Here is a 12786-nt window from a genome sequence, read left to right as displayed (position 1 = left end):
CGGCCAGGGGGTGATCCCGGCCCGGCGGCCAGGGGGTGCCGGGGTGCTGGTGACTACGGCGGCTGGTGGGCTAGCCGTGGAGGGTTAGGCCCCAGTGCCGCATCGCGCTGGCGATTTCCATTCCGCCGCCGAGGGTTTTGTTGTAGTCGCTGACCCGCGAGACCACGCCAAGCGCCCATACCCCACTTCTGTCCACGGCAAAGATGGCGCCGCCGGAATCTCCGCGATCCATGATGTTTCTAAAGTAGAACTGGCCTGCCTTGTCCACACTGACGAACACTCCGCAGGAGTACCCGGTGGTGGCACCGAGGCGGCAAATCTCCATGTTGCGGCGCTCGGCCTCCTGCGGCGTGATCCAGCCCTTGAGCTTGGTATTCATAGGCAGTGCGGAATCGACGTATTGCCTGACATTTGGGTAGAGCTCGATCAATCCAATGTCTGCACCAACGATGCCCTGGCCATGACGCTCCACGTAGGATTCCACCATCTCCCCCACCCGGAGAGTATTGCCACGTGAATCGCGGATGTCGAACTTATCCCCCTTGTTTCCGCAGTGACCTGCGGTAACAATGAATACCCGGTTGTCGCGGGAGGCGATGAATCCCGTCGAGCACGAGGAGCCATTCGTCCGGTTCAGAATCATTCCGCCGGGGACGACCTTGCCCGGCGCTTCCAGGAATTGCCAGTCCACCTTGTTGTGGTAGGTAATTCCCAGGTTGTCGTCGCGGCCGGCCCGGCCGGCGCCATCGTTGTCCGGGTCCAGGCGGTTTGGGTCTACCTCCGTTTGTTGCGAGCGGTTTCTGGAGGAATCGACGCGGAAGTTTTCCTGCGGGAAATCGAAGTTATCCACCTTTGTGGTGGATCCGTCGGTTTCGCAGTCGAAGTGGAAGGCGCCGGAATAGTCGTCGTTGTACAGCGAGCCCTTGAGTGGACCGTCGAAGTCGTCGTCGGACAGGTGTGTCTCGGAAACGTCCGTTGCGTGCACGAAAAGCTTATCGTGCGGAATGTTGTTCTTGTTGAGATCCTTCTCAACGGCCTTCTGGCAGGCCTCCGCGACATCGTAGACGCTGAGGGCTTTGGAGTCCGAGGAGCCATCCGCCCCGCCGGAGTCTGAAGAGCTAGGGGAAATGGAGACGCCCGAATTGGAACATCCGGCGAGCGCGAGGATGGAGACTAATGCCAAGCTGCGAACCAGCTGAGTTTTCTTCACAGAGCTATCCTGGCACATTCGGCTGGCTAAGCAAGTGGAATTCGGCAGCTCAGGTGGCGAAATTTCGGCGCCCGGGGTGCTGGTGGCTCGGCACCCCGGGCCCCTGTTCCCCGACCCCGGGCCCTGCTCCGGCCCTCGGCTGCCAGTTCCGGCGGCCCGGGGCCATAATTTCTGAGCCCTGCCCCCTGTTCCGACCCTCGGCTCCCAGTTCCGGCGGCCTAAAGCCATAGTTTCTGCGCCCTGCAGCTGGAAAATGTCGTTAGAACGGGAATCCGGGGCAAGCGGAGACCTTTTTGCGACCACGTATAGAAGGGAATGTCGTTAGAACGGGAATACGTTATTAACACTGATTTGCAATACCGCAAAAGCGCAGGTCAGGGCGTTGCAGAGTTTTGCAAGCCGTCGTGGGCGTCGGCGTATTCCCGTTCTAGCGACATTCCGGCCCAACGGAGGCTCCGCACAGCCTGAACAGGCCGACGTATTCCCGATCTAACGACATTCCGGACCACCAGGAGCCCCGAATGGCCCAGAAGCCTGCGATTTGGAGGCCTAAATGTCGGAAAAGTTGCAATTTGTTACCGCAAACCATTACCAATTTTGTAAACATGCAGGTCAGCGAGTTTTCCGAGGGTCGCGTTTTCGGCGCCAATTTTAGTTTTGCAACTTTTCCGACATTTAGCCCTAAGAAATGCACCATTTCCGACACTTTGCGCCGCTGGCGATGGCTATCAGGCAATACAGCCAAGCAGTTCGGGCAGCAATACAGCCAAACAGAATGGTCCAGCGGCACGGCCAGGCAATACAGCCCAGCACTCCCCAGCAATACAGTCCAGCAGCATAATCCGAGCAACGGAAAAGGCCCCACGCACAAAAACGTGGGGCCTCAACCTGCTGTTGTCTAAGTTAAGTTTTTCTGGTGCGTTATAGTCGCACGCGCATCTTCGCAGCTCAGCGGCTCAGCAGCTCAGCGGCTCTTTACACAGCTCCGGAATGTGAATGCCGCCGCGTGGTGTCTAAGCACGCGGCCAGTGCGCCTAACACTAGGCAAACACTTGGCACTCGATCCGTGGTGTCTAGGCACGAATCACGCGACCTGTGGTGTCTAGGCACAGGGCGCAGAAGCTCCCGGTAATTTCAGACCAGCTGAAATATCAGCCGAGCCAAGCCCGCCGACCGAAGTATCAGCCGACCAGGGCCAGCTGAAATGCCGAGCCAAGCCGGGCGAAGTTACGCGGAAACGACCTCGAAGCTCAGGGATGCAACGATGTCGTTGTGCAGCTGAACGTCCACAGAGTAAACGCCGGTTGCCTTAACATCGCCCTTGCGCAGCTTGATGGTGTGCTTATCCAGGGAACGACCGTTGGCCTTCTTCACTGCATCAACAATGTGATCTGCAGTGACGGAGCCGAAGATCTTGCCGGACTCTGCGGTGCGGACCGCCACGGTCACGCCACTCAGGTTCTCCAGCTCTTCCTTAACCTCGCGTGCGTGATCCAGGTCGCGAATCTGTCGTGCTTCCTGCGCGCGCTTAATTCCTTCGATCTGCTTCTCAGCGCCGCGGGTAGCAACAATTGCGTAGCCGCGCGGAAGCAGGTAGTTACGTCCGTAACCAGCCTTGACCTCTACGATGTCGCCGGGGACACCGAGCTTGTCAACGTTGGTGGTGAGGATCAGCTTCATGATCCAGCCTTTCGTTGTGCTTTGGTTTGACCAATTATGTTCAAAAAATTTAACGCTGACCAGCAGCTTTTAAGCTAGCCGATCAGAATGGCGGCTCGTCGTCGCCATCACCAAAACCGGACTGTGGGGCAGAGTTCCACGGGTCATCATCCATGGCCGCATTGTGGCCACCGAAGCCCTGGTTGTTCTGTCCCTGACTACCCTGGCCGCCCTGGTTGCCGGCGTTCCCGCCGAAGCCACCCTGGCCGCCGTTGCCACCATTACCCTGGCTACCCTGGCCGCCCTGGCCACCGAAGCCGCCGGCATTACCGCCGAAGCCTCCGCCGTTGCCGCCACCAGCGTTTCCGCCCTGGCCGCCGCCACGGTATGCCTTGTTGATATCCGCGGTAGCGAAGCGCAGCGAAGGGCCGACCTCTTCCACCTCAATCTCGAAGACGGTGCGACGCTCGCCGTTGCGATCCTCGTAGGAACGCTGGCGCAGTCGGCCGGTCACGATCACGCGGTCGCCCTTGTTCAGGCTGTTTGCCACGTTCTCGGCTGGTTGGCGCCACACATTGCAGGTCAAAAACAGTGGCTCGCCGTCGACGAACTGACCAGCCTGCTGGTCGTAGCGACGGGGCGTGGAGGCCACGCGGAAGTTAGCCACTGCGGCCCCGTTGGGGGTGTAGCGCAGTTCCGGATCCGCAACGATGTTGCCGACCACGGTGATTTGGGTATCTCCCTGTGCCATGTTTCTTTCCTAACGTTGTGTGGTGACGTGTGGGCGTCCGTAAAAAGAAGCCCTAGTGGTTACAGTGCTTAGGTTAATGGTTTAAAGGTGCCTGTACAGTCCGTTCGGAGCCTGCAGCTTTAGCTACTGGTCCTTCCGCAGCACCTTGGTGCGCAGGATCTGGTCGTTGATGTTGAGCAGGCGGTCAATTTCCAGCACGGTAGCCGACTCACACTTCAGGTCGAGAACAACGTAGATGCCCTCTTCCTTCTTGTTGATCGGGTACTCGAGGCGACGCTTGCCCCAGATATCAACCTTTTCCACGGAACCGTTTTCCTTGCGGACAATATCCAAGTACTTGTCCAGCGACGGGGCAACGGTGCGTTCATCCTGGGAAGGGTCGATGATGATCATCATCTCGTATTGACGCACGGACCTCATCACCTCCTATGGTCTTGTGTTTCGGCCATACCCCTTTTGGGCATGGCAGGAGGGTCGTTGCGTCAGCAACTCTCTCAGCCTACCTGGTGCCCCCGCGTTTTAAGAAATGCCCCCTCGCGCCCCAAGCCGAGCCCCGCTCCCGCGCTGCGCGCCCCTACGCCGCTACGAATACTGCCAGCCCCACCGGCACGATCGTCAGGAACAAGACGGCGAAGCTGAAAAGCGTCCACACCTGCTTCTTCGACTTGCCGTACATGAAACTCGCAAAACTGCCGCCCACGCACAGGAACCCCACCAGCACACTGGCCATGGTGATGATTATGGTCGTGTTATCCATCGTTGCTCTCTTTCTTTTCGGCGCCTTTCTTATTGACGCCCACTTCTCCGCCGGAACCATTCCCGTTCTCGCGCGCGGTCTGGTTGGTTGGCGCGCCGTCCTGCACCTCAGGCGGTTCCTCGGCCAGCACTCCGGCCAACGGGTCGCGCCCTCCGTGGGCCTCGCGGATCGGGTCCGGGCTGCGGCCCATGATCTGCCGGATGACCAGCACCGCCATGAACACCAGCAACCCGAGCCGGACGATGGTCACGGTATCGACCAGCCAGTTCGGTGCCGCCTGGTTCGCAGGCAGGAACTGCCACATGCGCAGGTACCAATACACAGTCTCCAATGCCGCCCAGCCAAAGACCAATCGCCAGCGGGGGAGAGCCAGCACCAGCAGCGGCACCAGCCAGATGGAGTACTGCGGGCTCCACACCTTGTTGGTGATCATGAAGGCCAGCGTGGCCAAGAACGCCACCTGGCCGACCCGCGGAGTGCGCGGCGCTGCGAAGATGACCAGCCAGGCCAGAGCCAGAAGTGCGACCAGCAGCAGTACGCCTGTCAGCAGGTTGAGAGTTTCAGCGCCTTCGACGGACCTGGTGGGAGACACGCCGTTCCAGGCGTCATTACCCAAGAGGTGAGCGATGACGGCATAGATGGTCGAGCCTTCCCAACCGCGTTCGGAGTTCAGCTTGAAGAACTGCGACCAGCCCTCCGGCGCGAAAACCATGATCGGCAGGTTGATGATCAGCCAGCTGGCGAAAGTCCAGCCGACCAGCTTCGCCAGCGGAACCCAGGCGCGCTGGCGCAGGCACAGCAGGATCAGTGCACCGCCGATGAACGCGGGCCATAGCTTCAGCGCCACGCCCACGCCCGTGGCCACGCCAGCCCAGCCAGGGCGCCGGTTGGCCCAGAAGAGGAAGATAGCGACGGCCGCCGCGCAGGTCAGCAGGTCGAAGTTGGTGAAGGCGTGGACGATGACTAGGGGAGAGGCCGCCATCAGCAGCGTGTCCCACACTCGGTTGCCGGTGAGTTTCGTCATCAGGCCGGTGGCGATCAGCCAGAACAGGGCCAGGAAGAATGCGTTGACTCCGAAGTAGATCGCCGCGGGCGCTGCCTGCGGCAGGGGGAGGAAGTTCCACACGGCCTCCACCGGGCGCGCGATTGCGGCCATCAGCCATTGGTACAGGCCCGTGAGCACGGGGTATTCCATGTACCGCGTGACGCCATCGTCGACGAAGGAGGTGAAGTAGGGGAAGTCGAGGTTATCCAGCCCGCGGCCCGCATACAGGGAAACCGTGTCGGAGTAGCAGGCGGAGGTGAACTGGCGCTTCCCGGACCAGTCCACAAAGGGGTTGCCATCGCCGTCAAACCCGGTGCGGATGCACTGTGCCTTCTGCAGCCAACCGAATACTAGGAAGGTGGCGGCGGTGGCGAGCAGGACGCGCAGGGGAGTCCACCAGTTCGCCCGGCCGATAAGTGCGTGGGCGCCGGGTGGGCCGCCGATGAAGCGGATGAATCCGCGGGCCATCGGCTCTGTGCGGGAGGGCAGCACGCGCTGGCCCGCGCCCCGGCTCGTGGCCGAGCCCGTGGCCGGACTCCCGGCGGTCGGTTTCCTATGGGTTGAGGATTCCATCGATTAGGTCTTGTAGGTCATTGTTCTGCGGCGGGTTGCCACCTCCCGGAGCCGGGCGCTGCGGCTCGGGCTGCGGCGCGGGCGCCGGCGGTGAAGCCGGTTCCGGAGACTCCGGCTCCGCCGGCTGCTCCTGCGCACCCTCGTCGCTTCCCTGGGCAGCTTCGCCGCCGACGTAGCCACCGCCGCCGGAAGCCGCTGGGCCGGTACCGAACTGCTCGACCTCCTTGCCTTCCAGCTGACGATCCAGCACGCCCTTCCAGATCTGGGCGGGCAGGCCGGAGCCGTACATGATGCCGCCGTAGCTGTTATGAATCGGCTTACCCTCGGCGGTACCAACCCACACTGCGGTAGACAGCTGCGGGGTCGAGCCAATCATCCAGGCGTCCTTGTTCTCGCCGGTATCGCCCAGCTGCGCCGTACCGGTCTTTGCAGCCGAGGGACGGCCACCGGCCAGCGAGTTGCCGTTGGAATACGCCGCAATGGGCTGCATCGCCTGGATCAGGCCGTTGGCGACTTCCTCGGAGACCACGCGGTCGCCGTCGTCGTTGGTGTTATCCAGCAGCACGTCGCCGTTGGAGTTCTCCACCTTCTCCACGAAGTGTGGGCGGTGGTAGGTGCCGCCGTTAGTCAGGGTTGCCAGGGCGGTGGCCATGTCCAGCGGGCTGGACTGGTACATACCCAGAGTGATGCCCTCTGCCGGCTTGCCGTTTGCCTCCTGCAGCGTCTTGCCCACGCCCGGCAGTTCCTCGGCCACTCCCAGGCGGTGCGCCATGTCAGCGACGTCCTGCGGGCCGCCCTTCAACGACTGGGTCAGGCGGATGAAGCTGGTGTTCAGCGACTGCTTCAGCGCTTCGGCGATGCTACATGTGCCACAGCTGGCGCCGCCGACGTTATTCACCTGCGCGTCACCGGTCATGACGGGGGAGGAGTCGAACTGGTCGTAAATGCTGCCGCCCTGGTCAAGGTATGCGGCCAGCGCAAAAATCTTGAACGTAGAACCGGTCTGCAGGCCTCCTCCGGCGAAGTCGAAGCCCACTGGGTTATCGCCGCCGTACCAGGAGCGCACGCCACCGGTCTTCGGATCCACCGAGACCACGGCCGTACGCAGGCCTTCCTGCTGGCCTTCGAGCTTCTTGTGGACCTCATCCACCGCGTCGGCCTGCATCTTTGCGTCGATGGTGGTGGTGATCTTCAGGCCACCCGTGTTCACCTGTTCCTCGGTGATGCCCGCGCGCTCAAGCTCCTCGATCACCTTGGTCTTGATCAAACCGTTGGTTCCCACGGCCTGGGTGCTCTCCGCGGTTTCCGCCGGGTCCTTCACGTCCGGGTACGCGGCGTTCCGCCGGTCCGATTCCTTCATCGCGTCGATGCTGACCATGCCGTCCAGTACATAGTTCCAGCGTGCTTCTGCACGCTCGCGGTTGGTCCACGGATCCAGGCCAGAGGGCGCCTGGATGGTCGCGGCCAGCACCGCGCCTTCCTCCGGGGTGAGGTCCTTGACGTCCTTGTCGAAGTAGGCGTGAGAGGCCGCGCTGATGCCGTAGGCATTGCGGCCGAAGTAAATGGTGTTCAGGTAGGCCTCGAGGATCTCGTCCTTCGACCATTCGCGGGCCATCTTCGCGGAGATAACCAGCTCCTTGGCCTTACGGCTCAGGCTAAACTCATCGCCGACCAGCGCGTTCTTCACGTACTGCTGGGTAATGGTCGAGCCACCACCGGCACCCTCGCGGCCCAGCACCTGGCCGATCGCCGCGCGGGCGAAGCCGGAGACAGAGAAGCCGGGGTTACTGTAGAACTCGCGGTCCTCCGCAGCCAGCACGGCCTGCCGAACTGCCATCGGAACTTCGTCGATCTTGACGTTCTGACGGTTACCCTCCGGCGGCACGATGCGCGCCAGCTCAGTGTCGTTGTCACTGGCCATAATGTAGGAGATCTGGTTGTTCACCAGCTCTTCCGGCTCCGGCACCTTCGTCACCGAATACGCCGTAAAGAACGCCACCAGCGGCACAATGATCAGCACCGCCATGACGGCCGCCAGCCCCGCGAAGAAGTTTCGCAGGGTGCGCTTATCGCGCCAGCTGCGCTTCTTGCGCGTCCTTGCCTTCAGCTTTCCGTCGCCCACGGAGCGGGATCCATTCTTTTTCACGCGAGTCTGTGGTCCATTCTGATTGGGCCCATTCTTGCTGGGGCCGTTGTTCTGCGGCCTCTTTCTTTGTGACGCCGCCGCTCCCGCCGCTGCAGCCCCAGCTCCCGCTGCGGCTCCGGCCCGGCGGGAACCTCCGGACTTCACCGGCTTGGTGCCGCGACCCTGCGCTGGCTTGCCCTGTGCGGGCTTGCCATGCGCCGGGCGCCCCTTAGCCGGACGACCCTTCACTGCGCGCCCCTGGGCAGCCTGACCCTGTGCAGGACGACCCTGTGCAGGACGTCCCTGGGCACTGCGGCGCTTACCTGGCTGAGCACCCTGACCCTGCGCAGGTTTGCCGTTTGCAGCCCGGCGCTTGCCCGGCTGGCTAGGCTTACCCGACTGGCCCGGTGCTGGGCGCCCCTGCGCAGGCTTGCCGTGCGCAGGCTTGCCGTGCGCAGGCTTGCCGTTTTTAGCCCGACGCTTGCCAGACTGAGCACCCTGACCTTGGCCAGGCCTACCCGGTTGCCCCGGCTTCCGCTGTCCGCCACGGCCGGCACCGGAATTTCCGGCACCACCGCGGGAGAACGGGTTCTTGGACGGCTTGTCGCTACTCAACTAGACGAGTCTCCTGATTGTCGATCGTGATTCCGATCAGCTCTTCTCGGATCAAGTGATTCCATCTACACTTCATGCACACTTCAACGGTGTGTATCGAGAACTCAGCATCCTGCTGCGCATTCACTAGCGCATCAATAACACCATTGATCTCTCTTACACTACGCGCTGTACCCGACTTTTCACCTAATACGTCGCCGTGAATCCACTGCGTTTCCCTTAAATCATGCCTTCCGCACACCGGACACGGACGGTCGACTGCCTGACCTAGAACCTCCGCGGACGAAAGGAGCCGCGGGGTGGCGTCACCAACAAAGCGCCCGACCCCACGCACCTGAGACAGAGTGCGACGGCGATCGAGTGACCTATCAATAACCCTTCGCGAAATCGACACACCCACATTCTAAACACGGCTCGGACAACCCCCACCGCGCGCGAGCTTAATCGATACACCCGCCCGGCTTGATCGGTAAACCTGCCGACGAGGAGCGGTTTTCACCAGCCCACAACCTAGCGTTGACCGCATGACATCTAAGACTTGCAACATCGCAATCGTGGGTCTCGGCAACTGCGCGACCTCACTGATCCAGGGCATTCACCTGTATTCCGACGCCGCCGCGACCGAGAACGTCCCCGGCCTCATGCACACCCAGTTCGGCCCCTACTCGGTCGGCGACGTGCACGTGACCGCTGCTTTCGACGTGGATGCGGACAAGGTAGGCAAGGACGTCTCCGAGGCAATTGAAGCGGGCATGAACTGCACCATCAAGATCGCCGACGTGCCCCACACCGGCGTGACCGTGCAGCGCGGCCACACCTTCGACGGCCTGGGGCGCCACTACCAGGAAAGCATCACCGAATCCGACGCAGAGCCTGTCGACGTGCCGCAGGCCCTGCGCGACGCAAACGTGGACGTGCTGGTCAGCTATCTGCCCGTCGGCTCCGAAGAGGCCGACCGCTTCTACGCGCAGTGCGCCATCGACGCAGGCTGCGCCTTCGTCAACGCCCTGCCGGTGTTCATCGCCTCCGACCCGGAGTGGGCCGAAAAGTTCCGCGCAGCTGGCCTGCCGATCGTCGGCGACGACATTAAGTCCCAGGTCGGCGCCACGATCACCCACCGCGTGCTGGCCCGCCTCTTCGAGGAGCGCGGCGTGCGCCTGGAGCGCACCATGCAGCTGAACGTCGGCGGCAACATGGACTTCAAGAACATGCTGGACCGCGACCGCCTGGAATCCAAGAAGATCTCCAAGACCCAGGCCGTAACCTCCAACCTGAAGGAAAGCCCGCTAGCCGGCAAGGTCCACGACCGCAATGTCCACATTGGCCCGTCCGACTACGTGGAGTGGCTGGACGACCGCAAGTGGGCCTACGTCCGCCTGGAGGGCTCTGCCTTCGGCGAAGTGCCTCTGAACCTGGAGTACAAGCTGGAAGTCTGGGACTCCCCGAACTCCGCGGGCATCATCATCGACGCAGTGCGCGCCGCGAAGATCGCGCTGGACAGGGGAGTGGCCGGCCCGGTTGAGGCAGCCTCCAGCTACCTGATGAAGTCCCCGCCGACGCAGCTGCCGGACGACGTCGCCCGCGCGCAGCTGGAAGAGTTCATCAACGGCGCCTAGGGCGCTGGGCACATGGCGCCTGGAGCTTCCGGGGGGTGGGAGTTTCCGGCAGGAGTGTCGGTGCACGCCTATGCAACAGTGGGCGTCACCGGCACTTGTTTTCATCCGTAGGGGGCGAAACTGCCGTACTAGGCAACCCTCATGAGCATTTACTTGCAAAACTGTTGTATTTTAGTACCTATGGCTTCCACATCTCTTGAAATTGCCAAGAAACTGCGCCTCCCGTTGACGCGCCTGTACCTGCTGTACTTCCGCCAAACGGAGAGCTCGCACATCAGCATGGCGCAACTGTCGATCCTCATGATTCTCGAGGAAAACGGCCCAATGCGCATCAGCCAGATCGCGGCGACCGAGACGATCCGCATGCCCACCGCCTCCAACGCGGTCAACCAGCTGGAGACGATGGAACTGGTCACCCGCGTGCGCGACACCTCCGACCGCCGCGGCGTGAGCGTCGCCCTCACCGATAAGGGTCGCGAGGAGCTCGAGCGCCTGGGTGAGGAGCGCGCCGAGCAGCTGGCCAGCATGCTGGACAGCCTCAGCGAGGAAGAACTCAAGGAAGTTGCAGACGCCACCTCTGTCATCGAGCTGGTTCTGCGCCGCTACACTGAATCCATAGAGGCAAAGCTGAACAACGACCAGCACTAAAGCTGGAGCTAGCGAGCAATCTTCCTTGAGCAACACCCCTAACCCCCTCCGTCTACTCCTCACGTGGCGCCCCGAATCCGCAGGTGACGAGGCTGCGCAGGTCGCCGCCTGGATCGCCCGCACGGAAACCATTGCCCTGCGCACCGCCACGGTCATCTCGCGCTCGTGGACGGCGCAGCCGGAGCTGGAGTTCGACAGCTACTCGGAGTGGCTCGACAAGGAATCCAAGGCTGTCTCCTCTGCCGCGCGGAAGGCCCTCGCTCTGGCCAAGCTGCCGGAGCAGATGCTGGACGCCGACGAACCCTCCACCGTCACTGTTGATCACTCGGAAACGAAGGCTCTTATTGACGCCGCCGCCGAGTTCAATGCCGACATGATGATCTTGGGCTCCCACCCCGCCGCGCCGCATTCTCGCTTCCGAATCGGCTCGACGGCGGACGCACTGCTGCACTACGCCCCGCTGCCACTACTGCTGGCTCCGCGGACGCCGAAGCTGTCGAAACGTGGCGTCACCAGAGTCAATTGCAGCTACATCGACACCGATCAGTCGCACGAGGCCCTACGCCGCGCCGCCGACCTGGCGCACCGTTGGAATGTTCCGCTGCGTCTGGTGGCGTTTAGCCCGCGCGGGGCAACGATGTACCCGACGGAGACGGAGTTCATCGACAACTCGGACATGATGGTCGAGTGGCGTGAGCAGGCGCTGGCGCTGCTGGACCGAGGCCGGGACCGTGCCCTGAACAGGCACAACGACCTGACCGTGCAGATGGAGGTCGGCAGCGGCTACGGCTGGTCCGGCGCGATTAACGCCCTGAAGTGGAAGAAGGGCGATCTGCTGGTGATGGGATCCAGCACGCTGGGTGGTTTCCACCGCGTGTTCATTGGCCCGTCAACGAACCAGATTTTGCGGCACAGCCCGGTGCCGGTCCTGCTGAGCACCGTCTAGCGCTCCTTAGCGTGCCGCCCGGGTTCGTGAGCTCGCACGGGTTCTGATTAGTCACCAACGGGTGTAGATTTGAGGTCATTATGAGCAATGATGGTTTGAACAACGGCCCCTCACCTGCTGATAACCCGGACCCTTCCTCCCAGTCCGACGGCTCCACTCCCGACGGCTCCTCTCCCGCAAGCTCCCAGCCAGGCGCCTCCTCACCTGATGGCTCCCATCTCGAGATGTCCGAGCTGGATCGCCCCAGCGCCCCCACCGAGTTGGACTACGAGGCCGACCCGTTGCTCCGCCTCGAGCGCAACAATAAGTCCACTCGCCAGGCGATTTGGTTCTTCGTCGGCGTGATCGTGGCCACCACTTTGTCTGCGATCCTGATTTGGATTTCCTCCAAGGTAATCGGCGGCCCCTACTGCGATGCAGACTCCTCCGCACAGCTGTGCAGCCGGACCTTCCAGCTGTTGTTCGCCATAGTTCCCACTTCCGTGGCTTTCTTTGGGCTGTTCGGCTCGGCTTTCATCACCTACTACAAGTGGAAGAACCACCAGCGCTGGCGCCCATGGGTAGCGGTGATCTGGTTCATCATGCCGTTCTGCATGGCTTGGATCACGTCGGTCGGTGCGTACTTGCTCCTCGACCACAACCTCTAGGACCGCTAGTTCCCCTAGTTCTCCTGGTTCCCCTGACCCTGCGCTCCAACTCCGCTAGTCTCCGCGCTCCACCTCCACTTACTCCACCCGCCAGCACACTCCAACTCCGCTAGTCTCCGCGCGCTACGTCCACTTACTCCACCCGCCTGCACCGCCTACCTGCGCCGGGGCACTCAGGAGATGTCCCAAATCTT

At 62.2% G+C, this 12786-nt stretch carries 13 protein-coding genes; 5 read left to right on the top strand and 8 right to left on the bottom strand.

What is annotated here, in order from left to right; translation table 11 throughout:
• Positions 1–70: 70 nt before the first annotated feature.
• Complete coding sequence (locus HMPREF3166_RS08010) at positions 71–1210, bottom strand: S1 family peptidase (RefSeq protein ID WP_034985492.1); 1140 nt, start codon at positions 1208–1210, stop codon at positions 71–73.
• Positions 1211–1731: 521 nt separating this feature from the next.
• On the opposite strand from HMPREF3166_RS08010, the gene HMPREF3166_RS10205 reads away from it, so the two are divergent.
• Positions 1732–2112: a hypothetical protein gene (locus HMPREF3166_RS10205; RefSeq protein ID WP_153246007.1), complete on the top strand. Its 381-nt coding sequence runs from the start codon at positions 1732–1734 to the stop codon at positions 2110–2112.
• Positions 2113–2437: 325 nt separating this feature from the next.
• On the opposite strand, the gene rplI is transcribed toward HMPREF3166_RS10205, so the two are convergent.
• The 7 genes from rplI to HMPREF3166_RS07975 form a co-directional block, all read right to left on the bottom strand.
• Positions 2438–2890 (bottom strand): 50S ribosomal protein L9, encoded by a 453-nt coding sequence (gene rplI / locus HMPREF3166_RS08005; protein WP_049050570.1) that lies wholly within the window; start codon positions 2888–2890, stop codon positions 2438–2440.
• Positions 2891–2972: 82 nt separating this feature from the next.
• Positions 2973–3620 (bottom strand): single-stranded DNA-binding protein, encoded by a 648-nt coding sequence (locus HMPREF3166_RS08000; protein WP_070488589.1) that lies wholly within the window; start codon positions 3618–3620, stop codon positions 2973–2975.
• A 123-nt stretch (positions 3621–3743) separates the two neighbouring features.
• Positions 3744–4031, bottom strand: coding sequence for a 30S ribosomal protein S6 (gene rpsF, locus HMPREF3166_RS07995; RefSeq protein ID WP_070488642.1), 288 nt, complete (start codon positions 4029–4031; stop codon positions 3744–3746).
• A gap of 163 nt (positions 4032–4194) precedes the next feature.
• Positions 4195–4377 (bottom strand): hypothetical protein, encoded by a 183-nt coding sequence (locus HMPREF3166_RS07990; protein ID WP_034985176.1) that lies wholly within the window; start codon positions 4375–4377, stop codon positions 4195–4197.
• On the bottom strand, positions 4370–5995 hold the full coding sequence (locus HMPREF3166_RS07985; RefSeq protein WP_070488587.1) for a glycosyltransferase family 87 protein: 1626 nt from the start codon (positions 5993–5995) through the stop codon (positions 4370–4372). Before HMPREF3166_RS07985 ends, HMPREF3166_RS07990 begins: the two co-directional genes overlap by 8 nt.
• A complete protein-coding gene (locus HMPREF3166_RS07980) occupies positions 5976–8735 on the bottom strand; it encodes a transglycosylase domain-containing protein (RefSeq protein WP_070488585.1) in 2760 nt (919 codons plus the stop codon). Before HMPREF3166_RS07980 ends, HMPREF3166_RS07985 begins: the two co-directional genes overlap by 20 nt.
• A complete protein-coding gene (locus tag HMPREF3166_RS07975; protein WP_237744682.1) occupies positions 8728–9069 on the bottom strand; it encodes a DUF5318 family protein in 342 nt (113 codons plus the stop codon). The genes HMPREF3166_RS07980 and HMPREF3166_RS07975 overlap by 8 nt, the downstream gene beginning before the upstream one ends.
• Before the next feature lie 190 nt (positions 9070–9259).
• Between HMPREF3166_RS07975 and HMPREF3166_RS07970 the strand changes: the two genes are divergently transcribed.
• From HMPREF3166_RS07970 to HMPREF3166_RS07955, 4 genes are all read left to right on the top strand, one after another.
• Positions 9260–10351 (top strand): inositol-3-phosphate synthase, encoded by a 1092-nt coding sequence (locus tag HMPREF3166_RS07970; RefSeq protein ID WP_035003614.1) that lies wholly within the window; start codon positions 9260–9262, stop codon positions 10349–10351.
• A gap of 180 nt (positions 10352–10531) precedes the next feature.
• Positions 10532–10999, top strand: a complete 468-nt coding sequence (locus tag HMPREF3166_RS07965) for a MarR family winged helix-turn-helix transcriptional regulator (RefSeq protein WP_034985170.1) — start codon at positions 10532–10534, stop codon at positions 10997–10999.
• A 25-nt stretch (positions 11000–11024) separates the two neighbouring features.
• Positions 11025–11945, top strand: coding sequence for a universal stress protein (locus tag HMPREF3166_RS07960; RefSeq protein ID WP_070488583.1), 921 nt, complete (start codon positions 11025–11027; stop codon positions 11943–11945).
• Between the two features lie 80 nt (positions 11946–12025).
• Complete coding sequence (locus HMPREF3166_RS07955; protein WP_246816969.1) at positions 12026–12592, top strand: hypothetical protein; 567 nt, start codon at positions 12026–12028, stop codon at positions 12590–12592.
• The last annotated feature ends 194 nt before the right edge of the window (positions 12593–12786 follow it).

Source organism: Corynebacterium sp. HMSC08A12 (assembly GCF_001807485.1).
In the GTDB taxonomy this organism is placed as follows: Bacteria; Actinomycetota; Actinomycetes; order Mycobacteriales; family Mycobacteriaceae; genus Corynebacterium; species Corynebacterium evansiae.
Note: the sequence above shows the minus strand (reverse complement) of the source record. Positions and strands in the feature narration are given on the sequence as shown.

What these genes read in the sequence shown, in the direction of transcription:
- HMPREF3166_RS10205 (WP_153246007.1), top strand. Translation starts at nt 1,732, where the DNA reads ATGGCCCAGAAGCCTGCGATTTGGAGGCCTAAATGTCGGAAAAGTTGC.
- rplI (WP_049050570.1), bottom strand. Translation starts at nt 2,890, where the DNA reads ATGAAGCTGATCCTCACCACCAACGTTGACAAGCTCGGTGTCCCCGGC.
- HMPREF3166_RS08000 (WP_070488589.1), bottom strand. Translation starts at nt 3,620, where the DNA reads ATGGCACAGGGAGATACCCAAATCACCGTGGTCGGCAACATCGTTGCG.
- HMPREF3166_RS07990 (WP_034985176.1), bottom strand. Translation starts at nt 4,377, where the DNA reads ATGGATAACACGACCATAATCATCACCATGGCCAGTGTGCTGGTGGGG.
- HMPREF3166_RS07985 (WP_070488587.1), bottom strand. Translation starts at nt 5,995, where the DNA reads ATGGAATCCTCAACCCATAGGAAACCGACCGCCGGGAGTCCGGCCACG.
- HMPREF3166_RS07970 (WP_035003614.1), top strand. Translation starts at nt 9,260, where the DNA reads ATGACATCTAAGACTTGCAACATCGCAATCGTGGGTCTCGGCAACTGC.
- HMPREF3166_RS07965 (WP_034985170.1), top strand. Translation starts at nt 10,532, where the DNA reads ATGGCTTCCACATCTCTTGAAATTGCCAAGAAACTGCGCCTCCCGTTG.
- HMPREF3166_RS07955 (WP_246816969.1), top strand. Translation starts at nt 12,026, where the DNA reads ATGAGCAATGATGGTTTGAACAACGGCCCCTCACCTGCTGATAACCCG.